The organism is Streptomyces luteireticuli (assembly GCF_041519305.1).
Lineage (GTDB): Bacteria > Actinomycetota > Actinomycetes > Streptomycetales > Streptomycetaceae > Streptomyces > Streptomyces luteireticuli.
In genome coordinates this window covers 3,540,520-3,566,087 of the sequence record NZ_CP167927.1, presented here as the reverse complement: position 1 = coordinate 3,566,087, position 25,568 = coordinate 3,540,520, and the positions used below count along the sequence as shown (strand labels likewise).

The following is a 25,568-nucleotide window of genomic DNA, read 5'->3' as shown; positions in this document are numbered from 1 at the left end:
CTTCGGGCAGCCGCTCCCCGGCCCACCGGATCGGGCGGCTTGTCCCGCGGAAGTGAGGATGGGCACCGGCCGGTGCCCCTAGCATCCCCTCAGCCGCGTAGGTTGGCAGCCGCGCAGGTTGGTCGCGCGGGGGTCGGTGCGACGCGCCTGTCGGGATGTCTGACCTGTCGGGATGTCTGAGGAGTCGGGGAACAGTCTTGGCACGGAAGATCGGCAGCCGGTACACCGCCCACCAGGTCCTCGGCCGGGGCAGCGCCGGCACGGTATGGCTGGGCGAGGGGCCCGAGGGCCCGGTCGCCATCAAGCTCCTGCGCGAGGACCTGGCGTCCGACCAGGAGCTCGTCGGCCGTTTCGTCCAGGAGCGGGCGGCCCTCCTCGGCCTCGACCACCCCCGGGTGGTCGGCGTCCGCGACCTGGTCGTGGACGGCGCGGACCTCGCGCTGGTCATGGACCTCGTCCGGGGCACCGACCTGCGGACCCGGCTCGACCACGAGCGCCGGCTGGCCCCCGAGGCCGCCGTCGCCATCGTCGCGGACGTCGCCGACGGCCTGGCCGCCGCGCACCGCGCCGGCGTCGTCCACCGCGACGTGAAGCCGGAGAACGTCCTGCTCGACATGGAGGGCCCGCTCGGCCCCGGCGGCGCCCACCCCGCGCTGCTCACGGACTTCGGCATCGCCCGCCTCGTGGACTCCCCGCGCCCCGCCCGCGACCGCGCCCGCGCCGGGGCCCCGCGCAGCGTCATCGGCACCCCCGACTACGTGGCCCCCGAGATCGTCGAGGGCCTGCCGCCCCGGGCGTCCGTCGATGTCTACGCCCTGGCCACCGTGCTCTACGAACTGCTCGCCGGATTCACCCCGTTCGGCGGCGGCCACCCCGGAGCGGTCCTGCGCCGGCACGTCACCGAGACCGTCGCCCCGCTGCCGGGCATCCCCGACGAGCTGTGGCAGCTGATCCTCCAGTGCCTGGCCAAGGCGCCCGCCTCCCGGCTGCGCGCCCCGGAGCTGGGCGCGCGGCTGCGCGAACTGTTGCCCGCGCTGGCCGGGCTGCCGCCGCTCGACATCGACGAGCCGGACGCGGAGGAGGACCCGGCGGACGGCGGCGAGCGGGCGCCCGGCGCGCTGTACGCCGCCCCGCCCTCCGTGGCCTCCGGGCCGCCCCGCCGCGGCGCGGTCCCGCTCGTCCCGGCGCCCGCCTTCGACTCCAGCCGCGACACCCACACCAGCATGCGCGTCCCGGGGCCGGAGGAGCTCGCGGGCGGCGCGCACGGCACCGCGCGGGCGCCCCGCGCGGCGGGCGAGCGCCGGGCCGGCTCGGCCCGGCACCGCACCGCGGAGGAGCGCAGACGCCGCCGGATCAAGCTGGGCGCGGCCGCGGTGGCACTGGCCGCGGCGGCGGGCGTGGGCGGCTGGTACGCCACGGCCGGCCATGAATCCGGGGACGCGAAGCCCGGTGTCCACCGCACGGACGCGCCCCAGGGGCAGCTCCCGTGAACGCCGGACCGGGGCGTCCCGCCCCGCACAGCGGTTAGGCTGGGTGCGTGGCAGTCGTTGATGTATCCGAAGAGCTCAAGTCCCTCTCCTCGACCATGGGGTCGATCGAGGCCGTCCTGGACCTCGACAGGATGAGGGCCGACATCGCCGTGCTCGAGGAGCAGGCGGCCGCCCCGTCCCTGTGGGACGACCCCGAAGCGGCGCAGAAGATCACCAGCCAGCTGTCGCACCTCCAGGCCGAGTTGCGCAAGACCGAGACGCTGCGCAGCCGCATCGACGACCTCGGGGTGCTCTTCGAGCTCGCCGAGGCCGAGGACGACGCCGACGCCCTCGCCGAGGCGGAGTCCGAGCTCACCGCCGTGCGCAAGGCGCTCGACGAGATGGAGGTCCGCACCCTCCTGTCCGGCGAGTACGACTCCCGCGAGGCGCTGGTCAACATCCGCGCCGAGGCCGGCGGCGTGGACGCCTCCGACTTCGCCGAGCGGCTCCAGCGGATGTATCTGCGCTGGGCCGAGCGCCACGGCTACAAGACCGAGATCTACGAGACCTCGTACGCCGAAGAGGCCGGCATCAAGTCGACCACCTTCGCCGTCCAGGTCCCGTACGCCTACGGCACCCTCTCCGTCGAGCAGGGCACCCACCGCCTGGTGCGCATCTCGCCCTTCGACAACCAGGGCCGCCGCCAGACCTCCTTCGCGGGCGTCGAGGTGCTGCCGGTCGTCGAGCAGACCGATCACGTCGAGATCGACGAGTCCGAGCTGCGCGTGGACGTCTACCGTTCCTCCGGCCCCGGCGGCCAGGGCGTCAACACCACCGACTCGGCGGTCCGTCTGACGCACCTCCCGACCGGCATCGTCGTCTCCTGCCAGAACGAGCGCTCGCAGATCCAGAACAAGGCGACCGCGATGAACGTCCTCCAGGCCAAGCTCCTCGAGCGCCGCCGCCAGGAGGAGCAGGCCAAGATGGACGCGCTCAAGGGCGACAGCGGCGGCTCCTGGGGCAACCAGATGCGCTCGTACGTCCTGCACCCGTACCAGATGGTCAAGGACCTGCGCACGGAGTTCGAGGTCGGCAACCCGCAGTCGGTCCTCGACGGCGACATCGACGGCTTCCTGGAGGCCGGCATCCGCTGGCGCAAGCAGCAGGAAAAGTAGGACGCGGGAAAAGTAGGACGCGGGAAAAGTAGGACGGATCAGGGCGGATCCGGGCGTACGGCCCGGATCCGCCTTGACGTGTGCCCGAAAACTCGCAAGGGTGACGAGCGGCATGCGTATCACTGGGATGCGTGTGGCGGGGGGCGACACCAGGCCGTACGGCCGCCGCTGACGTTTCGCGGACCCTCCCAGGACCACCACCCGGTGCACGGCTGCCCCAACGACGAATCCAGCTACTGGGGGTAGCAGGCATATGACGAACAAGACGCGGCTGCGTATGGCGCGTATCACCGCGGGTGCGGTGATAGCCGCCGGCGCCTCGCTGACGGCCGCGGGTGCGGCCTCGGCCGCCGGTGTGGACGTCCCGCTGGGCGGGCTGTCGAAGACGGCGAAGGTCCATGGGAGCGGAGGCGTGGCCGCCCCGGACGGGCCGACGACGGGTCCCACGCAGGAGCCCACGAGCATTCCGCAGCCGACGGAGAAGCCCACGCCGCCGACGCAGGAGCCGACGGTCCCGCCGACCCAGGAGCCCACCAAGGAGCCGACGCAGGAGCCGACGGTCCCGCCGACGCACGAGCCCACGCAGGAGCCCACCAAGGAGCCGACGCACGAGCCGACGCGCGAGCCGACCAAGGAGCCGACGCACGAGCCCACGGGGAACCCCACGTCGGACCCCACGTCCGAGCCCACGGGGAACCCGACGTCCGACCCGACCTCCCCGTCGACCGGCAGGCCCACCCCCGGCGACGACCGCACCACCGCCCCCGGCACCACCACCGGCGGCAAGGACGACGCCACCACCTGCCCGGTGGACACCGGCAGCGGCAACTGCAACACGACCGCCGACGGCGCGGGCGTCAAGCCGGTGCAGCAGGCCAAGCCGAAGGAGGAGCTGGCCCAGACCGGTGCCGGTCAGACCGAGTTCCTCGTGGCCGGCGCCGCGACGATGATCGCGGGCGGCATCGGCTTCCGGCTGCTGCCCCGGGTGATCAACCGCAACACCCCTGCCTGATCAAGGGCGGTGGGGCGTGAGCGGTCGCACGCGCAGGGTGACCGTCCGCCCATGACGAAGGCCCGGGGTGCCATGCACCCCGGGCCTTCCGCGTCTCGTGCGGGACCGCCGCTCGGCGGCTGTTCAGCCGGCGAAGCCGCGGGCGAGCACCGCCACCGCGACCAGCGCCACCAGCAGCGCGACCAGCGCGCCCGGTGTCAGACCGGCGAACACGCCCTCCTGCTGCTGGAGCCGCTCCCGGCTGGCCCGGCACACCGGGCACCGTCCCTCGCTGACCGGGGCTGCACAGTTGGCGCACACCAGTCGGTCGCATGTCATGCGAATTCCTCCTCCGGTACGTCCAACGCGAGAGAGAGCCGAGCGGTTCCCCCTACCACTGTGCCAGCTTTCCCGCCCTTCGGCGCGGCCGGTACCCGGGAGCCGACCCGATCGATTCCGCGGTGCCCCGCCCAGGATCCGATTGTCCTCGATTTGTCCCCGTAGGTGGCGGTAATAAACCCGTCAACACAGGACGCCGACTGCGCGTACACGCGTCGTTCGCGTATGGTCACGCACACCGACGGGCGCCGCGACCGTGGCGTTCCGTGCCGCTCTCCAGGTCGCACGTGGTGCACTCGTGATTCGATTCGACAACGTCTCCAAGTCCTACCCGAAGCAGAACCGCCCGGCGCTCCGGGACGTCTCGCTCGAGATCGAGAAGGGCGAGTTCGTCTTCCTGGTGGGTTCGTCCGGTTCCGGCAAGTCCACCTTCCTGAGACTCCTGCTGCGCGAGGAGCGGGCCAGCCACGGGCAGGTGCATGTGCTGGGCAAGGACCTCGCCCGCCTCTCCAACTGGAAAGTGCCGCAGATGCGCCGCCAGTTGGGCACCGTCTTCCAGGACTTCCGGCTGCTGCCCAGCAAGACGGTCGCCGAGAACGTGGCCTTCGCCCTGGAGGTCATCGGCAAGCCGCGCGGCGAGATCCGCAAGGCCGTCCCCCAGGTCCTGGAGCTGGTCGGGCTGGGCGGCAAGGAGGGCCGGATGCCCGGGGAGCTCTCCGGTGGTGAGCAGCAGCGGGTGGCCATCGCCCGGGCGTTCGTCAACCGCCCGATGCTGCTGATCGCCGACGAGCCGACCGGCAACCTCGACCCGCAGACCTCCGTCGGCATCATGAAGCTGCTCGACCGGATCAACCGGACCGGCACGACCGTCATCATGGCCACTCACGATCAGCAGATCGTGGACCAGATGCGCAAGCGCGTCATCGAGCTCGACCAGGGCCGTCTCGTGCGCGACCAGTCGCGCGGCGTCTACGGCTACCAGCACTGAAAGCCTGCACTGAAAGGCAGTGAAAGGACGCCATGCGCGCCCAGTTCGTTCTGTCGGAGATCGGCGTCGGTCTCCGCCGCAATCTCACGATGACCTTCGCGGTGATCGTGTCGGTCGCCCTGTCGCTGGCCCTCTTCGGCGGTTCGCTGCTGATGAACGAGCAGGTCAACTCGATGAAGGGCTACTGGTACGACAAGGCCAACGTCTCGATCTACCTCTGCAACAAGACCGACAAGGCGAACTTCTCCTCCTGCGCCAAGGGTGCGGTCACCGACGAGCAGAAGAAGCAGATCAAGGCCGACCTGGAGAAGATGCCGCTGGTCCAGAGCATCCACTTCGAGACGTCGGACGAGGCGTACAAGCACTACAAGGAGGAGTTCGGCAGCCAGCCGCTGGCCACGGTGGTGACGGCCGACCAGATGCAGGAGTCCTTCCGCATCAAGCTCAAGGACCCCACCAAGTACGAGGTCATCTCCAGCGCGTTCCAGAAACGCCCGGGCGTGCAGACCGTCGAGGACCAGAAGGACACCCTCAAGAGCCTCTTCAACCTCCTCCGGTACATGAACTGGGGCGCGCTGGGCGTGATGTTCCTGATGCTCGTCGTGGCCCTGCTGCTGATCGTCAACACGGTACGGGTCTCGGCCTTCAGCCGGCGCCGGGAGACCGGGATCATGCGGCTGGTGGGTGCGTCGAGCTTCTACATCCAGGTGCCGTTCATCATGGAGGCGGCCGTCGCCGGGCTGCTGGGCGGGATCCTTGCCTGCGTCCTGCTGGTGTGCGGACAGCAGTTCCTGGTCAACAACCTGCTGGCCACCCACATCGACGTCATCCAGTTCATCGGCTGGGACGCGGTGCTGACCAAGCTGCCGCTGGTCCTCGCGACCGGGCTGCTGATGCCCGCGCTGGCCGCCTTCGCCGCGCTGTGGAAGTACCTGAAGGTATAGCGGAGATGCGGCGGGAGACCGGTGGTACGGGCGGTGCGCCGCTGCCGCCGTCCCGCCAACTCCCCGTACGGCGGCCGGTGGTGGCCTAGACTCTCGCGCATGCCCGGCCCGCCGATGTTCGCGCCGCAGCGCCGCCTCCGCCGCGGCGCGGTGCTGACGCTGGTCTTCGCCGCGGCGCTGGCCACCGGGGCCGCCACCGGATCGTGGGGCGCGGACGCCCGGCACGGGCTCCCGGCCGCGTCCCGCGCGCCGCGCGCCGCCGGGGCGGGGGACGCCAAGCGGCCCGCCGCGTCCGCCGCCCGCCCCCGGGGCGCGGTGTCCGCCCCCGACCGCTGGGGCGGCGTCTACAGCGCCCGGGAGTACCAGGGCTTCGAGCGGGCCCTGCACGGCGAGTACGTCGGGGTCGGCCTCTCCGTACGCCGCCTCGCCGACGGGGCGATGGAGGTCGAGGGCGTCGAACAGGGCGGACCCGCGGCCCGGGCGGGGATCGCCCCCGGCGAACGGCTGCGCACCGTGGACGGGGTGGAGGTGACCGGCCGTCCGGTCACCGACGTCGTCGCCCGGCTGCGCGGCGGTCCGTCCGGTACGGGCACCCCCGTGCGGCTGGGCCTGGCCCCCGCGGGGCGCGCGGCGGCCGGGGAGGGCGCGGTGCAGGAACGCACGCTCCGCCGCGAGCATCTGCGCACCAGGAGCGTCGTCTCCGACCGGTTCCGCGACGGCGCGGCCGCCGGCACCCGGATCAAGGTCGCCTCCTTCACCCGGGGCACGGGCCGCGCGGTGCGCGAGGCGGTACGGGCGGCCGGGCCGGGCGAGGGCGTCCTGCTCGACCTGCGCGGCAACGCCGGCGGCCTGGTCACCGAGGCCGTCACCACCGCGTCCGCCTTCCTCGACGGCGGCCTCGTCGCCACCTACGACGTCCACGGCCGCCAGCGGGCCCTGTCCGCCCGCTCCGGCGGCGACACCCGGCGGCCCCTGGTCGTCCTGGTCGACGGCGGCACCATGAGCGCCGGCGAACTGCTGGCCGGCGCCCTGCAGGACCGGGGCCGGGCCGTCCTCGTCGGCTCCCGGACCTTCGGCAAGGGCTCCGTGCAGATGCCCCGCCCGCTGCCCGACGGCTCGGTCGCCGAGCAGACCGTAGGCCACTGGCGCACCCCCGCCGGCCGCACCGTCGAGGGCGACGGCCTCACCCCCGACCTGGTCGTCCACGGCGATCCCGAGCCCCGGGCCCGGGCAGTATTGAGTGGCCTGGGACCGGGGTCGTAGTGCGAGAATGACCGCACCATGGGAAAGCAGCAGAAAGAGAAAGAGCCGGGGCGCAAGCTCGTCGCCCAGAACAAGAAGGCACGGCACGACTACCACCTCCTGACGACCTACGAGTGCGGCATGGTGCTGACCGGCACCGAGGTCAAGTCGCTGCGGCAGGGCCGTTCCTCGCTGGTGGACGGCTTCGTGCAGATCGACGGCGGCGAGGTGTGGCTGCACAACGTGCACATCCCCGAGTACGCCCAGGGCACGTGGACGAACCACAGCGCGCGCCGCAAGCGCAAGCTGCTGATGCACCGCGCCGAGATCGACAAGCTGGAGTCCAAGTCGGGCGAGACGGGGCACACCATCGTGCCGCTCGCGCTGTACTTCAAGGACGGCCGGGCCAAGGTCGAGATCGCGCTCGCCAAGGGCAAGAAGGAGTACGACAAGCGGCAGACCCTGCGGGAGAAGACGGACCGCCGTGAGTCGGACCGCGCGATCGCGGCGGCGCGCCGGCGCCAGCGGGAGCGCGCGGCCCGGTGACCCCGCCGGGGGCGCCGTCGTAATTCGCTGGCACCGCCCGCCGTGGGTCACGTACCATGGTCCGTAGCACGCCCCCCCCGGGGCTGCACTTTGAAAAATCAACATGGGGATGATCGGTTTCGACAGCGGATGTCGAAGCAGGGGAAGCGAGCCGAGGAAGCGGCAATGATCTCGTAAACCATATGTCGCAACCAATAATCGCCAACACCAAGCGCGATTCCTTCGCCCTCGCTGCCTAAGTAGCGACTTGCGAAGTGTCAGCCCGGGGCTGTTCCCGACCCGGATCCTGGCATCAGCTAGGGGACTAAACCACTAGGTCCGGTCACGGGACCTGGTGGGAAATCAAACAGTGACTGAGCCCGTCGGAGACTTGTCCGTGTGATCTCCGGGGCCGAGAAAATCGCAGCGGACTGCGCTCGGAGAAGCCCTGATTCCGCACCGTTGGACGCGGGTTCGATTCCCGCCATCTCCACTCATCCCATGTGAGGCAAGGCCCCACCGCCCCCGGCGGTGGGGCCTTCGCCGTTCCACGGCCGTTCCTGTCAGCTGTCCTGTTTGCTGTTCCTGGCCGAAACATGGGCAACCGGGGGCCGGGGAAGGCCCTCTTCACTGGACAAAGGGGGGTGGCGCCATGAAGGGGATCCGTGCGGCCGCCACAGTGGTGACGCTCACCGGTGCGGTGCTGCTCACGGGCGGTGCGTCGGCACCGGGCGCGTCCGCGGACAGCGCCGTGCACGTGGTGCTGAACGGGGCGTTCGAGAACCGTCCCGGTGAACTGGTCGACGTGGACGTGCAGGGCGTGCGCCCCGGTGCGCCGGTGACCGTCCACTCGCCGGTCTTCGGCTCCCGTCCCGTCCCGCTCGCCCCCTACGACCACGACCGCCGCGCCCAGGGCCACCACGGCCGTCCCGCCGTCGCGATGACGGCCCGTCCCGGCGCGTATCCGCTCGCCGTCCGGGTCGGCGGCCGGACCGTGGCCCGGGACCTGGTCCGGGTACGGCCCCAGAAGCCGCCGTCGTTCCGGCTGTCGGACGAGGACGGGGTGCTGCGCCCGGGCGAGCGGTTCGCCCTGTGGTTCGACGACCTCTGGCCCGGTGAGACGGGCTCCTCCTTCACGGCCCGCTCGCCGGTCCTGCCCGGGCCCGTGCGGCTGGTCCACGACCCCCGGGGCAGCCACTGGAACAACCCCCGGATGTTCACCGGCACCGTGACGCTGCCGCCGGGCGCCAAGGAGGGCACCTACAAGATCGTCCTGACCGGTCCGGACGGGCGCGCGCGGGGGGAGCGGACGGTGGCCGTCCGGGCGGCGCGTCCCGGGGACGGCGACTATCTGGGCCGCACGCGCGGCCCCGCGTTCTTCACCGGCCCCGGCGGGGCGGGCCGGGCCCGTACGGACGGGCCCGCGGCGGCCGGCGGCACGGTCAACGTCCTGTGGCACGACGCCTCGCCCGACCCCGGCGAGGAAGACCGGCTCACCGCCACGTCCCCTGCCTTCGAACACCCCGTCCCGCTCCGCCGGGACGAGAGCCGGGCCGGGGACGGGGACGACCCGCGCTACTTCGGCCCGGCACGGATCCGGCGGGCGCTGGGGGCGGGGGAGTACCCCGTGACGGTGGTCAGCCATCACGGGCGGGTGCGGAGGACGGGGAGTTTGGTGGTGACGGGGGCTGTGGGGGCTCTGGGGCCGTCCGTTCCTGGCGCGTCCGCCCTCGGTTCGTCCGGCCCCGGTTCCTCCGGCCTTGGGGTGTCCGCTTCCGGCGGGGACGGATCGGGGGCGGGGACGGTGGTCGCGGCTGCGGCGGGGGGGCTGGGGGCCGCCGGGGTGCTGGCGGGGGGTGTGCTGCTGTGGGTGCGGCGGAGGCGGCGGGTGGGGGGTGCGGGGCGGTGAGGTGTGCCCCGGTCCCGCCCTTTCACCGTTTCCCCCGGGGCAAGCCCCGGGCCCGGCACCGCGGCTTCGCCGCGGTAGGGCGGGGGCTGCGCCCCTGCACCTCTGCTTCCGGGGCTCCGCCCCGGACCCCGTTTGTCGCGGCTCCGCCGCTCGTCCTCAAGCGCCGGACGGGCTGGAATGGTGCGCCCCCGCCTGGAATCCGGCCCGAGGACTGAACCTGCCCGGGGGCCAAACCAGCCCGTCCGGCGTTTGAGGACTGGGGGTGCCCCCTCTGGGGGAGCCCGCAGGGCGCTTCGGGGGCCAAGGGGCGGAGCCCCCGGTGGGGCGCGGGGGCGAAGCCCCGCCACCGCGCGGAGCGCGGTTCGGGTCCGGGGCCCCGCCCCGGGAAACGGCGAAAGGGCGGGACCGGGGCAAACCCACAGGACACCCGAGCCGCTTGCCGCCGCCCCACCCCCCGCTCAACAATTGATCCACCAGGTGAAAGAACCCCTCGCACCATCCGTCCCACGGAGGCCGACATGGCGGGATTTCTGGACCGGGCCAAGGAGCAGGCCCAGCAGGCGCTGCAGCAGGGCAAGGAGAAGGTCGAGGAGGTGCAGGCCCAGCGCGCCGGCGGTGAGCTCCTGAGAAAGCTCGGCGCCGCGTACTACGCGGAGCAGCGCGGCAGCGGCACGGGGCAGGCCACCCAGGACGCGCTCAACGCCCTGGAGGCGCACATCGCCGTGCACGGGGACGGCTTCCTGCGCGGCTGAAACGCGGCTGGACCGTCACGGGGCTTCCGGCCGAGGGCCCGGCCGGGCACCCTGTGGGGAGGCGCACAGCCCCACAGGGATCCCACAGGGAAAAGGTGACACGCACATGGCTGCGGCCCCTCACGACCTGCGCTTCGACTCCGGGCGGCTCTGTCTGGACCTCGTGGCCACGTTCGCCGCGGCCGGGCGGCCCGGCGAGGAGCCGTACGAGCGCCTGGCCACCCCGGAGCGGTTGCGCGCCTGGCTGCTGGGCGCCCGCGTCGTCCCGCCCGGCACCCCGCTGGACGGCGTGGACTCCGGCTGGCTGCGCCACTTCCAGGCGCTCCGCGGCCTGTTGCACCGCGTGGTGCACGCGGAGGTCGCGGGCGGTCCGGAGAGCCGCGCCGCCGACGCCGACCTCGAACGCGTCAACGCCCTCGCCGCCGTCGCGCCCCCGGCCCCGCGCGCCGTGCGCAACGGCGACGGCGGACTGGTCCGCACCGTCGCCGGGCCGCCGGACTGCGCGGCGCTGGCGGCCCTGGTCGCCCGCGACGCCGTCGAGCTGCTCACCGACCCGGCCGCGCGCGGCCTGCTGCGCCAGTGCGAGGGCGAGAGCTGCACGCTCCTCTATCTCGACACCTCCCGGGGCCGGCGCCGCCGTTGGTGCTCCAGCGAGGTCTGCGGCAATCGCGAGCGCGTCGCCCGTCACCGCCGCAGGGCGCTCGGCGGGAAGGACGCAAGGGGCGAGGACCGGCAGGAAGGTGTCAAACCTCCCATGTCCTGACAGGTGCGCGGGGTCCCCCTGTTCGCGTACGGTTGAAGGCTGCCCTACGCACACAGAAGGGGGCCTGGGTGGCCGCGCAGAACGCCACAAGCGCGCAGGTGGCGACGGAACCTGAGAAGGCCGCGGACGGGATCCGCGACCGTGAGATCGGTGCCGAACAGCACCATCTGGACCGGGTGTACCGGCGCCTCGAGGAGAAGATCCACGAGGCGGAGTTCCTCATGGACGATGCCGCCAAGCGCGGCCAGGTCGGCACACCGGGGGCGCTCGCCGAGCGCGACGCCCAGGTCTTCCGCGCCGGGATCCATCTCAACCGGCTCAACAGCGAGTTCGAGGACTTCCTGTTCGGCCGGATCGACCTGCTCCTCGGCAAGGACGGCAAGAGGGGCCCGGACGGTGCGTACACCTCCGTGGAGCCCGCCGACGACGCCGTGCGCGACGAGCGGGCCGAGATCGCCGAGACCCTGCACATCGGCCGTATCGGCGTCCTCGACGCCGACTACTCCCCGCTGGTGATCGACTGGCGGGCCCCCGCGGCGGCCCCCTTCTACCGGGCGACACCCGTGGCCCCGGGCCGGGTCGTCCGCCGCCGGGTCATCCGCTCCAAGGGCCGCCGGGTGCTCGGCGTCGAGGACGACCTGCTCCGCCCGGAGCTGCGCACCACCCTGGACGGCACCGCGCTGCCGGTGGTCGGCGACGGCGCGCTGATGGCCGCGCTCGGCCAGGCCCGCAGTCACACCATGAGGGACATCGTTTCTTCGATCCAGGCCGAGCAGGACCTGGTGATCCGCGCCCCCGCCGCCTCGGTGACCGAGGTCGAGGGCGGCCCGGGCACCGGCAAGACCGCCGTCGCGCTGCACCGCGCCGCGTACCTGCTCTACCAGGACCGCCGCCGCTACGCCGGCGGCATCCTCGTCGTCTCGCCGACCCCGCTGCTCGTCGCCTACACCGAGGGCGTGCTGCCGTCGCTCGGCGAGGAGGGCCAGGTCGCCATCCGGGCGCTGGGCTCGCTGGTGGACGGCGCGGAGGCGGACACGTACGACGAACCGGCCGTGGCCCGGATCAAGGGCTCGTCCCGGATGCTCAAGGTGCTGCGCAAGGCGGTCCGCGGCGCGCTGGACGTCCCGCGCGGCGGCGGCTCCGTCCCGGACCGGCTGCGCGTCGTCGCCTTCGGCGGCCGGATCGAGCTCGGCGCCGAGGAGCTCCACCGCATCCGGCAGACGGCCCTCGGCGGGACGGCGCCGGTCAACCTGCTGCGCCCGCGCGCCCGCCGGCTGATCCTCGACGCCCTGTGGGCCAAGGCCGGCGGCGCCCGGCGCTACACGGACCCGGAGCTGGCCGCGGAGGCGCGTGCCGCGTTCGACGAGGACATCACCACCGAGGACGACTTCCTGGCCTTCCTGGCCGCCTGGTGGCCGGAGTTGACGCCCCGTCAGGTGCTGGCGCTGCTGGCCGACGAGCGCCGGCTGGCGCGCTGGACGCGCCGGGTCCTCAATCCGCGCGAGACGCGGCTGCTGGCCCGCTCCCTGGGCCGTCTCGACGCCGCGGGCAAGGGCCCGCTGTCGGTCCACGACGTGGCGCTGCTCGACGAGCTGGAGATGCTGCTCGGTGCCCCGGCACAGCCCCGGAAGCCCCGCGAGGCGGACCCGCTCGACCAGCTCACCGGCCTGGAGGAGCTGATGCCCGAGCGCGGCGAGTCGCGCCGCGAGCGGGCGGAGCGGCTGGCGCAGGAGCGGCGGGACTACGCGCACGTCATCGTGGACGAGGCGCAGGACCTGACGCCGATGCAGTGGCGCATGGTCGGCCGCCGCGGCCGGCACGCGACCTGGACGGTGGTCGGCGACCCGGCCCAGTCCTCCTGGTCCGACCCCGACGAGGCGGCCCTCGCCCGGGACGAGGCGCTGGGCACCCGTCCGCGCCGCCGTTTCCGGCTGACGGTCAACTACCGCAACCCGGCCGAGATCGCCGAACTGGCCTCGAAGGTGCTGGCCCTGGCGATGCCCGGGATGGAGTCGCCGTCCGCGGTCCGCTCGACCGGCGTCGAGCCGCGCTTCGCCGTCGCCGGCCCCGACCTGCCCGCCTCGGTCCGCGCCGAGGCGGAGCATCTGCTGGACGACGTGGAGGGCACGGTCGGCGTCGTCGTGCCGATGGGCCGGCGTGCCGAGGCGCGCGGCTGGCTGGCCGGGCTGGGCGACCGCGTGGTCGTGCTGGGCAGCCTGGAGGCCAAGGGCCTGGAGTACGACGCGACGATCGTGGTCACGCCCGCCGAGATCGCGGACGAGTCCCCGGCCGGCCTGCGGGTGCTCTACGTGGCGCTGACCCGCGCCACGCAGCGGCTGACCGTGCTGGCGGGGGAGCGGGACGAGCCGGACGCGGACGGCGTGCCGGACCTGCTGCGCGACTGACGGGCCGCCGCGCTCCCACGGGTTCGACCGGAACGGGCGCTACCGGGAATGACTTTCCGGGGGCGTTTGTTAGCCTGAGTACGGCACCGGCTCGATCCAAGCCCCCGGGCCCAACCTTTGTCGCTACGAGCGACCACTTGCCGCGAGGCGAGCATGGCGGGTCGGTGCCGCTGGCTTTCCGATGGGCGCCCCTCGACACGAGGGGCGCCCATCGTGTTTGCGCGGGGCGTTTGCCCAGGTGGGCTCTCATATCGCGAAACCGGACTTCCGCAATCCCTGGGCCGGTTACCGTCTACCGATGGGTAGGTGGGACGATCGAACGTCGCGCGGACGTTGCGCGCGCAGCACATCGTGATCAGGGAAAGCAGGGAAGCGGCCATGGCAACGGCGCCTAGCGTCTCGTACTCGATGACGGTCCGACTGGAGGTGCCCGCCGGTGGTACCGCGGTCAGCCAGCTGACGACGGCCGTGGAGTCGTCCGGTGGTTCCGTGACCGGCCTGGACGTCACCGCTTCCGGTCACGAGAAGCTGCGGATCGACGTCACCGTCGCCGCGACCTCGACGGCGCACGCCGACGAGATCGTGGACAAGCTGCGCGGCATCGAGGGTGTGACGGTCGGGAAGGTGTCGGACCGTACGTTCCTGATGCACCTGGGCGGCAAGATCGAGATGGCGTCGAAGCATCCGATCCGCAACCGTGACGATCTGTCGATGATCTACACCCCTGGTGTGGCGCGTGTGTGCATGGCGATCGCGGAGAATCCGGAGGACGCCCGCCGTCTGACGATCAAGCGGAATTCGGTGGCGGTGGTCACGGATGGTTCGGCGGTGCTGGGGCTGGGGAACATCGGGCCGAAGGCGGCGCTGCCGGTGATGGAGGGCAAGGCGGCCCTCTTCAAGCGGTTCGCGGGCATCGACGCGTGGCCGATCTGTCTGGACACGCAGGACGCGGACGCGATCGTGGAGATCGTCAAGGCCATCGCGCCGGGGTTCGCGGGCATCAACCTGGAGGACATCTCCGCCCCGCGCTGCTTCGAGATCGAGGCACGCCTGCGGGAGGCGCTGGACATTCCGGTCTTCCACGACGACCAGCACGGTACGGCGATCGTGGTGCTGGCGGCGCTGACGAACGCGCTGCGTGTGGTGGGCAAGGGCATCGGTGACGTACGGGTCGTCATGTCCGGTGCGGGCGCGGCCGGTACGGCGATCCTCAAGCTCCTGCTGGCCGCCGGTGTCAAGCACGCCGTCGTCGCCGACATCCACGGTGTCGTCCACGCAGGCCGTGAGGACCTGGTCTCGGCCGATCCGCAGTCCGCGCTGCGGTGGATCGCCGACAACACCAACCCCGAGGGCATCACGGGCTCCTTGAAGGAGGCGGTGCGGGGGGCCGATGTGTTCATCGGTGTTTCGGCGCCGAATGTGCTGGGTGCCGAGGATGTGGCGGCGATGGCGGAGGGTGCGATCGTGTTCGCGCTGGCCAACCCGGATCCGGAGGTGGATCCGGCGATCGCGCGTCAGACGGCGTCGGTGGTGGCGACGGGGCGTTCGGACTTCCCGAACCAGATCAACAATGTGCTGGTGTTCCCGGGGGTGTTCCGGGGGTTGCTGGACGCGCAGTCGCGGACGGTGAACACGGAGATGATGCTGGCGGCGGCCGAGGCGCTCGCGGACGTCGTCACCGAGGACGAGCTCAACGCGAACTACATCATCCCCAGCGTCTTCAACGAGAAGGTCGCCGGTGCGGTCGCCGGCGCGGTCCGGGAGGCCGCCAAGGCCGCCGGAGCGGCTGTGACGGCTGCCACGACGGCCTGACGACGGCGCGTCGCGTGGCGCGGCGCTCGTGCGGCCCCCATAGGGTGTCGGGCAGTGAACGGGCCGCGGAAACGCGGCCCCACCCGAGGCTGTGGCGCTTTCCGTGTGACTCTCCAGGGTGCCGGATTGGCTTTCCCGCCACTGGTGGGGGCAGGATGCTCCCCCGAGGACTCCGTCCGGGGGGCATCCCCCTAGGGCGCGAGGGATCTAGTGGCGGACCCGGGTCCGGGGACTGTCCGAGGGCCCTGGCAGCATCGGCTTCGATCTCACGCCTCATTGGCAAGAAGAACACGGGAGTACAACATGAACCGCAGTGAGCTGGTGGCCGCTCTGGCCGACCGCGCCGAGGTGACCCGCAAGGACGCCGACGCCGTTCTGGCCGCCCTCGCCGAGACCGTCGGTGAGGTCGTCGCCAAGGGTGACGAGAAGGTGACCATCCCCGGCTTCCTGACCTTCGAGCGCACCCACCGTGCCGCTCGCACTGCCCGTAACCCGCAGACGGGCGAGCCGATCCAGATCGCTGCCGGTTACAGCGTGAAGGTCTCCGCGGGCTCCAAGCTCAAGGAAGCCGCCAAGGGCAAGTAAGCAGGTCCCGCTCTGAGGGCGGCCGCCCCCGGGAGGGGGTGGCCGCCCTCAGGCGTTTCGTCTCGGTGTGGCCGGAGGATGCCTCTGGCGCGCCGGGCTGGGTGTGTGCCCCGGTCCCGCCCTTTCACCGTTTCTTCCGGGGAGACCCCGGACCCCGTCCGCCCTTCGGGCGGAGTCCTCAAGCGCCGGACGGGCTGAAATCAGCCCGTCCGGCGCTTGAGGACGAGCGGCGGAGCCGCAACAAACGGGGGCCAGGGGCGGAGTCCCGGGAGAAACGGTGAAAGGGCGGGTCCGGGGCGAAAAACCCCGGAACCCGCCCTCCCCGCGGAGCGCAGCGCGTCACGCGCCCTGCGGCAGCTCCACATTCGCGCCCAGGTCCCGCAGCTTCTGCATGAAGTTCTCGTAGCCGCGGTTGATCAGCTCGATGCCGTGCACCCGCGACGTGCCCTCCGCCGCCAGCGCGGCGATCAGGTACGAGAAGCCGCCCCGCAGGTCGGGGATGACCAGATCCGCGCCCTGGAGCTTCGTCGGGCCGGAGACGACCGCCGAGTGCAGGAAGTTCCGCTGGCCGAAGCGGCACGCGGAGCCGCCGAGGCACTCGCGGTAGAGCTGGATGTGCGCGCCCATCTGGTTGAGGGCGGAGGTGAAGCCCAGCCGGGACTCGTAGACCGTCTCGTGGACGATGGACAGGCCCGACGCCTGGGTCAGGGCCACGACCAGCGGCTGCTGCCAGTCCGTCTGGAAGCCGGGGTGGACGTCGGTCTCCAGCGCTATGGCGTTGAGCTCGCCGCCGGGGTGCCAGAAGCGGATGCCGTGGTCGTCGATCTCGAAGGCGCCGCCGACCTTGCGGTAGGTGTTGAGGAAGGTCATCATCTCGCGCTGGCTGGCGCCGCGGACGTAGATGTTGCCCTTGGTGGCGAGCGCCGCGCTGGCCCAGGAGGCGGACTCCAGGCGGTCCGGCAGGGCGCGGTGGTTGTAGCCGCCGAGCGAGTCCACACCGGTGATGCGGATGGTCCGGTCGGTGTCCATGGAGATGATCGCGCCCATCTTCTGCAGCACGCAGATGAGGTCCTCGATCTCCGGCTCCACGGCCGCGTTGGACAGCACCGTGACGCCCTCGGCCAGCACGGCCGTCAGCAGCACCTGCTCGGTCGCGCCGACCGACGGGTACGGCAGCTGGATCTTGGTGCCGCGCAGCCGCTGCGGGGCCTCCAGGTACTGGCCGCCCTCCCGCTTCTCGATCGTGGCGCCGAACTGGCGCAGCACCTCGAAGTGGAAGTCGATCGGCCGGCCGCCGATGTCGCAGCCGCCCAGGCCCGGGATGAAGGCGTGGCCGAGGCGGTGCAGCAGCGGGCCGCAGAAGAGGATCGGGATGCGCGAGGAGCCGGCGTGCGCGTCGATGTCGGCGACGTTGGCGCTCTCCACGTGCGAGGGGTCGAGGACCAGCTCGCCGGGCTCGTCGCCGGGGCGCACGGTCACGCCGTGCAGCTGGAGGAGTCCGCGGACGACCCGGACGTCCCGGATGTCGGGGACGTTGCGCAGCCTGCTGGGGCCGCTGCCGAGCAGCGCGGCGACCATGGCCTTCGGCACGAGGTTCTTCGCACCGCGGACACGGATCTCGCCCTCGAGCGGGGTACCGCCATGGACAAGCAGGACATCGTCAGGGCCGGTCATGGATCTCGCGTTCCTGGAGTTGGGCAGGTGGGCAAGAAGAAAGGGTAATGCGACCGGAGGGGGCGGTCGGCGCCATCCCGGGCCTCCGGGTACGTCATGGGTTTGCAACAACACGCTCCGTATGCGGAGTGGTCGCTACCGGTTAGCTGTTCCGCGGGCGCGTACGGATCCGTCCGGTCCGGTGCGCCCTTCCACTCCCCGCGGACCCCGGAAATGCGGGATCATGTCGCCATGCCCGAGGTGTCCTCGCTCACAGGACGACTGCTCGTCGCGACGCCGGCGCTGTCCGACCCGAACTTCGACCGCGCGGTGGTGCTGCTCCTCGACCACGACGAGGAGGGCTCCCTCGGTGTGGTGCTCAACCGGCCGACCCCGGTCGGCGTCGCCGACATCCTCGCGTCCTGGGCCTTCCTGGCCGGCGAGCCGGGTGTGGTCTTCCAGGGCGGGCCGGTCTCGCTGGACTCGGCGCTGGGCGTGGCCGTCGTCCCGGGGGACCCGCACGCGCGCGCCGGGGACGTCCCCGCCGTCGTCGACGGCCCCATCGGCTGGCGCCGGGTGCACGGCGCCATCGGGCTCGTCGACCTGGAGGCCCCGCCGGAGCTGCTGGGGCCGGCCGTCGGCTCGCTGCGGATCTTCGCGGGGTACTCGGGCTGGGGCCCCGGCCAGCTGGAGGAGGAGCTCGTCGAGGGCGCCTGGTACGTCGTGGAGTCGGAGCCGGGGGACGTGTCGTCCCCGGACCCGTCCCGGCTCTGGCGGTCGGTCCTGCGCCGCCAGCGCAACGAGCTGGCCATGGTCGCCACCTACCCGGACGACCCCAGCCTCAACTGACGCCGGCCAGTTCGGCGCACCGGTCGGCCAGCGGGTGCGCGCCGCGCGCGGGGACGACGAGCCGTACGGTCACGGCCGGGGCGTTCTTCAGCCGGACGTAGCGCACGGCCGGGTGCTTCAGGCGCTCGGCGGCCGGCTGCGGGGCGACGCCGACGCCGTGTCCGGCGGCCACGGACTCCACCCACTCGTCGATGTTCCCGGCCGTGCAGGCCATGCGCGGCCGGGCGCCCTCCGGCCAGAGGTCCGGCGCGGTCGTCCCGCTGACCGTGTTGACGACCAGCGGCAGCGCCGCCAGCTCCGTCCAGTCCAGGACGCGGCGGCGGGCGAGCGGTGACGAGCGGGGGACGGCGGCCACCCGTTCCTCCCGGCACAGGACCACCCCGCGCATCCCGGCCGGAACCTCGCCGCGCAGCACGGCGGCGTCCGCCCCGCCGGTGTCCAGGCCCGCGAGCGCGGCGTCCCGCCGCACCAGCCGGACGCCCGCGCCGGTGGCCCGTTTGAACTCCTCGACCAGGGACGCCGCCCGGTCCGGCAGCAGCCAGGCGAAGCCCAGCCGCAGCAAGGCGTCCCGGCCGGGGGCGCGCAGCGCGTCGTCGAGGCGGGCGAGGGTCACCGTCAGCTCCTCGTGGAGGCGCTGTCCGGCAGGTGTGGGCGCGACCCTGCGGGTCGTGCGCTCCAGCAGCCGGGCGCCGAGGGCCGTCTCCAGCGACTGGACCGCGCGGGTCAGGGCGGGCTGGCCGATGCCCAGCCGGGCGGCGGCGTAGGTGAAGCTGCGCTCCTCGACCACGGCCAGGAACCAGCGCAGTTGACGGAGCTCGACACCGCTGAGGTCGGTCATGCGCACCAAGCATAAATAGCCGCACCGAGGCATTTCCGGACGCGCGTTCGGGCTGCCTAGTCTCCCCGCCACCGGCCCCGCAAAGGGCGCCGGATCACGGACATAGGGGGATACCGCCGTGCGCAAGGTTCTGCTGCTGGCCCTGGGCTCCTTCGCCCTGGGGCTGGACGCTTATGTGATGGCCGGGCTGCTGCCCGCCATCGCCGACGACACCGGGACGACGGTGGCGCTCGCCGGACAGCTGGTGACCGCCTTCACCCTCGCCTACGCCGTCTCGGCACCGCTCTTCGCGAGCCTGCTCGGCGGGCGCAGGCCGCGGGCCGCGCTCATCGGATCCCTCACGGTGTTCACGGTGGCGAACGGACTCACCGCGCTCGCTCCCGGCTTCGCGCTCCTCCTCGCGGCCCGGGTGGCCGCCGGGGCGGGGGCGGGGCTCTACGCCGCGCTGTCCACGGCCGCCGCCTCCACGATGGTCCCCGCCGCCCGGCGCGGCCGGGCGCTCGCGCTGGTCATGGGCGGTATGAGCACCGGTACGGTGCTCGGCGTCCCGCTGGGGGTCCTGCTGGCCGAGCACACCGGCTGGCGGGCGACGCTCTGGCTGCTCACGGCCCTGGGCGCGGCCGCCCTGGCCGGGCTGCTCGTCCTGCTGCCGCCCATGCCCCCGGAGCCCCAGGTGCCCGTCCGCGACCGCCTCGCGGCCGTCGTGGACCGCCGCGTCGCCCCGGTCGTCGGCGTCTCCTTCCTCGCCGCCGTCGCCAGCCTCGGCCTCTACACCTATCTCGCACCCGTGCTGGAGGCGACGGGCGGTGTCCACGGCGTCACCCCTTACCTGTGGGCCTGGGGCCTCGGAGGCGTTCTGGGGAGCGCGGCGATCGGCCCGCTGATGGACCGGGCGGGACGGGTGGCCGCCCTGATCACCACCGTCCTTGTGCTCGTCGCCGGCGCCGAGGCACTGCTGCCCGTCCTCGCACCGCACCCGGTCGCGGCGGGCCTGGCCCTGCTGGTCTGGGGCGCCGGCGGCTGGGCCCTCCAGGTGCCCCAGCAGCACCGGCTGCTGGAACTGCGCCCCGACCGGGGACCGGTGGTCCTGGCCCTCAACGGTTCGGCGCTCTACCTGGGCAGCGCCGTCGGGTCCGCGGTCGGCGGCGTGGCCCTCTCCGCCGGACTGGCGCCCCGCACGCTGCCCTGGGCCGCCGCCGCGGTGGCCGCGCTCGGCCTGGCAGGGCACGCGCTCGCGACAGGCCGGGCCGCGCGGGCCGACGGGCCTCGGCCGACCGTGGCGCTCCCCAGTACCCTTGGGGACCATGAGCACTCTTGAGCCCGAGCGCGGGGCAGGTACAGGCACCCTCGTAGAGCCGACGCCGCAGGTGTCGCACGGCGACGGCGACCATGAGCGCTACGCCCACTACGTCCAGAAGGACAAGATCATGGAGAGCGCGCTCTCCGGATCCCCGGTCGTCGCCCTGTGCGGCAAGGTCTGGGTGCCCGGGCGCGACCCGAAGAAGTACCCGGTCTGTCCCATGTGCAAAGAGATCTTCGACGGCATGGGCGCCGGCGACGACAAGGGCGGCAAGGGCGGTAAGGGCGGCGACGGCAAGAAGTAGCCCTCCCCCCTCGGGCCCTCCCCTCTCGGCTCCTCCTCCGGATTTCCACGGCTCCCCGGGCACGCGTGACGTGCCCGGGGAGCCGTCCGCGTTGCACGGAGCGCTTCGTCCGGTCACGGTCCGGACGCGAACCCTTGTGAGGCCGGGCGGACGCGCTTAGCCTCCTCCCAATTGCGCACAGGGAAACGTGTGTTGCGCATGTCGCAACGGTGGAGTGCGCACCGATCGGGAGGGGATCACTCATGCCGCCGTCCGCCCGGGGAACCGCCGTCGCCACGCTCGTCGCACTGGTCGCCCTCGCCTCCTACATCCCCGTCGATACCCGCGCCCAGAAGACCAAGGCTGCCTTCAACGACCCGAAGAGCGCCCCCGACCTCGTCGAGTACGGCAACACCGATACCGCCGGCCACGTCAAGGGCGGCGGGCTGGCCGACGTCACCGCCGAACTCGCCGGCCGCCCCGGCGCCGACGACGCCTCCGTCTCCTCCGTGACCGTGGACGGAAAGCTCTACGGCTCCCCGCTGTTCGTCGGCGTCCGCGCCCTCTACTACCGCACCGACGTCTTCCGCGACCTGGGCCTCGCCCCGCCCCGCACCCCCGGCGAACTCGCCGCCACCGCACGGCGGATCCACCGCGAACGCCCCCGGCTGTACGGGCCGGCCGTCGGCGGCGCCTACACCTACGGCGCCCTGCCCTTCGTCTGGGCCCACGGCGGTGACATCACCCGGCGCACGGGGCGCACCTGGCACGCGGCCGTCGACGACGCGAAGTCCCGCGCCGGCGTACGGGCCTGGGCCGCTCTCTTCGGCGACGACAACTGCCCCGCGAGCCGCTGCGCCGCGATGGGCGGCAACGACACGGTCCAGGCCTTCGCCTCCGGCCGCGCGGCCATGGCCATCGCCGGCGACTTCAACCGGAAGGCCGTCGACAGCGGCCCGGTGAAGGGGCGGTACGCGGTGGTGCCGCTGCCCGGCCTCCAACCGGGGCGCATCGCCCCGGCGTTCGCGGGCGGGAACAACATCGGTGTCCTCAGGAGCAGTTCGCACCGCACCCTCGCCGTCGGCCTGATGAGGTCCCTGACCTCCCGGCGCACCCAGGGCCGGCTCTTCGACGCCATGGGCTACCTGCCCGCCTCCGCCGGGGCGCGGCGCGCGGCCGAGCGCCGCGAGCCGTTCGCCGAGCCGTTCGTGCGCACCCTCGACGCGGGCACCGTCCCCGTCCCCGCCACGCCGGGCTGGGCGGCCGTCGACGCCGGGCAGGTGCTGCCGACGATGTTCCAGGAGATCGTCAGCGGGCGGAAGGACGTGGACGCGGCCACCGCCGCCGCGGCCCGGCGCATGAACGAGGCGTTCCGCCGATGACGGCCGCCCGCGCGACCGGGCCCTGGACCCCCTGGCTCCACCTCGCCCCCGCCCTCGCCCTCCTCGGCGGGCTGCTGCTCTACCGCGTCTACCAGCTCGGCCTGATCTCCGTACTCGAATACACCCAGGCCCAGGTCAGCGGCGGCGAACCGACGTCCTTCCGGGGCCTGGCCAACTACCGCGAGGTGTTCGGCGACCCGCAGTTCCGCCAGGTGCTCGTCGTGCCCCTGGCCTTCGCCGCCGCCTGCGTCCTCGCCACCCTCGCCACCGGCTGCGCCGCCGCCGTGCTCCTCACCCGCGTCCGCGCCCTGCCGCGCCTGGCGCTGATGCTCGCCGCGCTCGGCGCGTGGGCGACGCCCGCGGTCACCGGCTCGACCGTGTGGCTGTTCCTCTTCGACCCCGACTCCGGGCCGGTGGACCGGGTGTTGACCGGACTCGGCCTCACCGGCTTCGACGGCCACTCCTGGACCTACGACCGCTGGAGCGCCTTCGCGCTCGTCCTCCTCGAAGTGGTCTGGTGCTCCTTCCCGTTCGTGATGGTCACCGTCTACGCGGGCATCCCGGCCATCCCCGGCGAGGTGCTGGAGGCGGCGGCGCTCGACGGCGCCTCGCCCTGGCGGACCTGGCGCCACGTCATGGCGCCCATGCTGCGGCCGGTCCTGACCGTCGTCACCCTCCAGTCCGTCATCTGGGACTTCCAAGGTCTTCACCCAGATCTACGTCATGACCAACGGCGGCGGCATCGCCGGGCAGAACCTCACGCTCAACGTCTACGCCCACCAGAAGGCGTTCGCCTCCTCGCAGTACAGCCTCGGCTCGGCGATCGGCGTGGTGATGCTGCTCGTCCGGTTCCGGCTGCGCACCACGCTCCTGGTCATGGTCCTCGTGGCGCAGACGGTGCCCGTCGAGGCGCTGGCCATCCCGCTGTTCTTCCTGCTGCGCGACATCGGCGACACCGTGCCCGGCATCGGGCTCAACACCCTGGGCTCGCTGATCCTCCCGCACCTCGCCTTCTCCCTCCCCTTCGCGATCTGGATGCTGCGCGGCTTCGTCAAGGCCGTGCCCGAGGCCCTGGAGGAGGCCGCGTATCTCGACGGCGCGAGCCGCGCCCGCTTCCTCCGGCGGATCCTCTTTCCCCTCGTCCTCCCCGGCCTCGTCGCGACGAGCGTCTTCTCCTCCATCTCCACCTGGAACGACTTCCTGTTCGCGAAGTCGTTCCTCATCAGCGCCACCGAGAACTCGACGCTGCCGATGGCCCTCCTGGTCTTCTTCAAGGACGAGGGCAACGACTGGGGCGGCATCATGGCGGCGTCCACCCTGATGACCGTTCCCGTCCTCGTCTTCTTCGTACTCGTACAGCGGCGCCTGGTCTCCGGACCGGGCGGCGCGGTGAAGGACTGACCCCATGACGGACACCGACACCGGACTTGTTCCCGCGCCCCGCCGGCTCGTACGGCTCCCCGGCCCCGGCCCCGTACTCGACGAACGCAGCACGATCGACGCCGGCCCCGGCACCGGGGGCGCGGGCCGCCTGCTGCGCGCCACCCTCGGCGCGGCCACCGGACTGCCCCTGCCCGACGCCCCCGGCGGGAACGGCCTCGTCCTGCGCGTCGACCCCGGCGTGGAGCGGGAGTTCGGCCCCGAGGGCTACCGGCTCCGCGCCGACGGCGGTGGCGTACGCATCGACGGCGGCGGCCCGGCCGGCGTCCTCCACGGCGCGCAGACCCTCCGCCAACTCCTCGGCCCCGGGGCGTTCCGCAGGGCCCCCGTCGCCCCCGGACGCTCCTGGCGTCTCCCCGCCGTCGCGATCGAGGACGGCCCCCGCTTCCGCTGGCGCGGTCTACTCCTCGACGTGGCGCGGCACTTCACGCCCAAGGAGGGCGTCCTGCGCTGGCTCGACCTGCTGGCGGCGCACAAGCTCAACGTGCTCCACCTCCACCTCACCGACGACCAGGGCTGGCGCGTCGAGATCCGTCTCCACCCCCGGCTCACCGAAACCGGCGCCTGGCGCGCGCGGACCAAGCTCGGGCACCGGGCCTCCCCGCTCTGGGACCCCCGCCCGCACGGCGGCTTCTACACCCGGGACGACATCCGCGAGATCGTCGCTTACGCAGCCGAGCGCCACATCACCGTCGTCCCCGAGATCGACATGCCCGGGCACTCGCAGGCCGCCATCGCCGCCTACCCGGAGCTGGGCAACACGGACGTCGTCGACACCACCTCCCTGACCGTCTGGGACACCTGGGGGGTCAGTCGGAACGTACTCGCCCCCACTGACAACACCCTGGCGTTCTACGAGGACGTGCTCGCCGAAGTCCTCGACCTCTTCCCCTCGCCCTGGATCCACATCGGCGGCGACGAGTGCCCCAAGGACCAGTGGCGGGCGTCCCCCACGGCGCAGGCGCGGATGAAGGCCGAGGGGCTGGCCGACGAGGACGCGCTGCAGAGCTGGTTCGTCCGGCACTTCGACCGGTGGCTCGCGGAGCGGGGGCGGCGGCTCGTCGGGTGGGACGAGATCCTGGAAGGCCTGCGGCCGGGAGGAAGCCTGGCCGAGGGCGCCGTCGTCTCCTCCTGGCGCGGCTACGAGGGCGGGGTCGCCGCCGCGCGCGCCGGCCACGACGTCGTCATGTGCCCCGAGCAGCATGTCTACCTCGACCACCGGCAGGCCCCGGGCGACGACGAGCCCGTGCCCATCGGCTCCGTCCGCACCCTGGAGGACGTCTACCGCTTCGAACCCGTCCCCCCGGAGCTCACCGGCGACGCGGCCGCGCACGTCCTCGGCGCCCAGGCCAATCTGTGGACCGAGGTGACGGAGGACCAGCAGCGCCGCGAATACCAGGCGTTCCCGCGCCTTGCCGCCTTCGCCGAGACCGTCTGGTCGTCGCTCCCCGCACCCGGAGCGCGCGATTTCGCTCACTTCGAACAGCGCATGCGGGCCCACTACGCCCGGCTCGACGCCCTGGGCGTGGACTATCGCCCGCCCGGCGGCCCCCGCCCCTGGCAGCGCCGGCCCGGCGTGCTCGGACGCCCGATCGAGGGCTCTTCCCCGATCGTGTGAGGCACGACGGAAGGTGACGGTCCGTGCCCCCCGCCCCTGGCACGGTGGACCTTCACACACCGCCGTAAGTCGTACAAGGAACGCCCAAAGATGGCCATACGCCCCGAAGTGGGGAAGCGGGCGGGCGCCCCCGCCGCGCCCGGGACGCGGAGGCGGCGCCCATGCCCCCGAGGAACCCGGGCCGGACGGGACGTCCGTGACTGCCGGGGACGGAGAGCTGTTCGCGGACCCTCGCGACGGCGGACTCGGAAGATGTGCCAGAGTTGCCACGTCCGGGCCGTCAGCACGTACCGTACGGCGGAACGC

The 25,568-nt window shown here is 72.8% G+C and carries 22 protein-coding genes, 1 other RNA gene and 1 pseudogene; 21 read left to right on the top strand and 3 right to left on the bottom strand.

Going from position 1 to position 25,568, the window contains the following annotated elements; all coding sequences use genetic code 11:
* Positions 1–197 precede the first annotated feature (197 nt).
* The 3 genes from AB8735_RS15765 (at position 198) to AB8735_RS15755 (ending at position 3,656) form a co-directional block, all read left to right on the top strand.
* Positions 198–1,490: a serine/threonine-protein kinase gene (locus AB8735_RS15765; protein WP_372407980.1), complete on the top strand. Its 1,293-nt coding sequence runs from the start codon at positions 198–200 to the stop codon at positions 1,488–1,490.
* Between the two features lie 47 nt (positions 1,491–1,537).
* Positions 1,538–2,644: a peptide chain release factor 2 gene (prfB, locus tag AB8735_RS15760; RefSeq protein WP_344023700.1), complete on the top strand. Its 1,107-nt coding sequence runs from the start codon at positions 1,538–1,540 to the stop codon at positions 2,642–2,644.
* A 253-nt stretch (positions 2,645–2,897) separates the two neighbouring features.
* Positions 2,898–3,656 (top strand): hypothetical protein, encoded by a 759-nt coding sequence (locus tag AB8735_RS15755; RefSeq protein ID WP_372407976.1) that lies wholly within the window; start codon positions 2,898–2,900, stop codon positions 3,654–3,656.
* A 123-nt stretch (positions 3,657–3,779) separates the two neighbouring features.
* Here the strand turns inward: AB8735_RS15755 and AB8735_RS15750 are convergent, their stop codons facing one another.
* The gene (locus AB8735_RS15750; protein ID WP_344023705.1) at positions 3,780–3,974 is read right to left on the bottom strand and encodes a hypothetical protein; all 195 of its coding nucleotides are present in this window, start codon (positions 3,972–3,974) and stop codon (positions 3,780–3,782) included.
* 298 nt (positions 3,975–4,272) lie between these two features.
* Here AB8735_RS15750 and ftsE point away from each other — a divergent pair, with 298 nt between their 5' ends.
* From ftsE to AB8735_RS15695, 11 genes are all read left to right on the top strand, one after another.
* Positions 4,273–4,962 carry a cell division ATP-binding protein FtsE gene (gene ftsE, locus AB8735_RS15745; RefSeq protein WP_171170425.1) on the top strand — a complete coding sequence of 230 codons (690 nt, stop codon included), beginning with the start codon at positions 4,273–4,275 and terminating at the stop codon, positions 4,960–4,962.
* Positions 4,963–4,994: 32 nt separating this feature from the next.
* Positions 4,995–5,906 (top strand): permease-like cell division protein FtsX, encoded by a 912-nt coding sequence (gene ftsX / locus AB8735_RS15740; protein ID WP_344023710.1) that lies wholly within the window; start codon positions 4,995–4,997, stop codon positions 5,904–5,906.
* 99 nt (positions 5,907–6,005) lie between these two features.
* On the top strand, positions 6,006–7,169 hold the full coding sequence (locus tag AB8735_RS15735; protein ID WP_372407973.1) for a S41 family peptidase: 1,164 nt from the start codon (positions 6,006–6,008) through the stop codon (positions 7,167–7,169).
* Positions 7,170–7,187: 18 nt separating this feature from the next.
* On the top strand, positions 7,188–7,694 hold the full coding sequence (gene smpB, locus AB8735_RS15730) for an SsrA-binding protein SmpB (protein ID WP_344023714.1): 507 nt from the start codon (positions 7,188–7,190) through the stop codon (positions 7,692–7,694).
* A gap of 105 nt (positions 7,695–7,799) precedes the next feature.
* Positions 7,800–8,169, top strand: a transfer-messenger RNA (tmRNA) gene (gene ssrA, locus AB8735_RS15725).
* 156 nt (positions 8,170–8,325) lie between these two features.
* Positions 8,326–9,582, top strand: a complete 1,257-nt coding sequence (locus AB8735_RS15720) for a hypothetical protein (RefSeq protein WP_372407972.1) — start codon at positions 8,326–8,328, stop codon at positions 9,580–9,582.
* Between the two features lie 518 nt (positions 9,583–10,100).
* Entirely contained in the window at positions 10,101–10,334 is a 234-nt protein-coding gene (locus AB8735_RS15715; protein WP_344023718.1) for a hypothetical protein, read from the top strand.
* 106 nt (positions 10,335–10,440) lie between these two features.
* The gene (locus AB8735_RS15710; protein WP_372407971.1) at positions 10,441–11,097 is read left to right on the top strand and encodes an ABATE domain-containing protein; all 657 of its coding nucleotides are present in this window, start codon (positions 10,441–10,443) and stop codon (positions 11,095–11,097) included.
* Between the two features lie 68 nt (positions 11,098–11,165).
* Entirely contained in the window at positions 11,166–13,502 is a 2,337-nt protein-coding gene (locus AB8735_RS15705) for a UvrD-helicase domain-containing protein (RefSeq protein ID WP_372407970.1), read from the top strand.
* Positions 13,503–13,880: 378 nt separating this feature from the next.
* On the top strand, positions 13,881–15,314 hold the full coding sequence (locus AB8735_RS15700; RefSeq protein WP_372407969.1) for an NAD-dependent malic enzyme: 1,434 nt from the start codon (positions 13,881–13,883) through the stop codon (positions 15,312–15,314).
* A 303-nt stretch (positions 15,315–15,617) separates the two neighbouring features.
* Complete coding sequence (locus tag AB8735_RS15695) at positions 15,618–15,899, top strand: HU family DNA-binding protein (RefSeq protein WP_004951951.1); 282 nt, start codon at positions 15,618–15,620, stop codon at positions 15,897–15,899.
* Between the two features lie 339 nt (positions 15,900–16,238).
* Here the strand turns inward: AB8735_RS15695 and murA are convergent, their stop codons facing one another.
* Complete coding sequence (gene murA, locus AB8735_RS15690) at positions 16,239–17,573, bottom strand: UDP-N-acetylglucosamine 1-carboxyvinyltransferase (protein WP_344031458.1); 1,335 nt, start codon at positions 17,571–17,573, stop codon at positions 16,239–16,241.
* A gap of 231 nt (positions 17,574–17,804) precedes the next feature.
* On the opposite strand from murA, the gene AB8735_RS15685 reads away from it, so the two are divergent.
* Positions 17,805–18,401 (top strand): YqgE/AlgH family protein, encoded by a 597-nt coding sequence (locus AB8735_RS15685; protein WP_344031456.1) that lies wholly within the window; start codon positions 17,805–17,807, stop codon positions 18,399–18,401.
* On the opposite strand, the gene AB8735_RS15680 is transcribed toward AB8735_RS15685, so the two are convergent.
* Entirely contained in the window at positions 18,394–19,239 is an 846-nt protein-coding gene (locus tag AB8735_RS15680) for a LysR family transcriptional regulator (RefSeq protein ID WP_344031454.1), read from the bottom strand. The two genes, AB8735_RS15685 and AB8735_RS15680, sit on opposite strands and share 8 nt — an antisense overlap.
* 118 nt (positions 19,240–19,357) lie before the next feature.
* Between AB8735_RS15680 and AB8735_RS15675 the strand changes: the two genes are divergently transcribed.
* From AB8735_RS15675 to AB8735_RS15650, 6 genes and pseudogenes are all read left to right on the top strand, one after another.
* Entirely contained in the window at positions 19,358–20,557 is a 1,200-nt protein-coding gene (locus AB8735_RS15675) for an MFS transporter (protein WP_372407965.1), read from the top strand.
* The gene (locus tag AB8735_RS15670; protein ID WP_344031452.1) at positions 20,544–20,843 is read left to right on the top strand and encodes a DUF3039 domain-containing protein; all 300 of its coding nucleotides are present in this window, start codon (positions 20,544–20,546) and stop codon (positions 20,841–20,843) included. Before AB8735_RS15675 ends, AB8735_RS15670 begins: the two co-directional genes overlap by 14 nt.
* A gap of 242 nt (positions 20,844–21,085) precedes the next feature.
* On the top strand, positions 21,086–22,204 hold the full coding sequence (locus tag AB8735_RS15665; RefSeq protein ID WP_372407963.1) for an extracellular solute-binding protein: 1,119 nt from the start codon (positions 21,086–21,088) through the stop codon (positions 22,202–22,204).
* Positions 22,201–22,833, top strand: a pseudogene (locus AB8735_RS15660) (carbohydrate ABC transporter permease); the annotation flags it as partial. The gene AB8735_RS15665 and the pseudogene AB8735_RS15660, both read left to right, overlap by 4 nt.
* Before the next feature lie 94 nt (positions 22,834–22,927).
* Entirely contained in the window at positions 22,928–23,605 is a 678-nt protein-coding gene (locus tag AB8735_RS15655) for an ABC transporter permease subunit (RefSeq protein ID WP_372407960.1), read from the top strand.
* A gap of 4 nt (positions 23,606–23,609) precedes the next feature.
* Positions 23,610–25,262 (top strand): beta-N-acetylhexosaminidase, encoded by a 1,653-nt coding sequence (locus tag AB8735_RS15650; RefSeq protein WP_372407959.1) that lies wholly within the window; start codon positions 23,610–23,612, stop codon positions 25,260–25,262.
* The last annotated feature ends 306 nt before the right edge of the window (positions 25,263–25,568 follow it).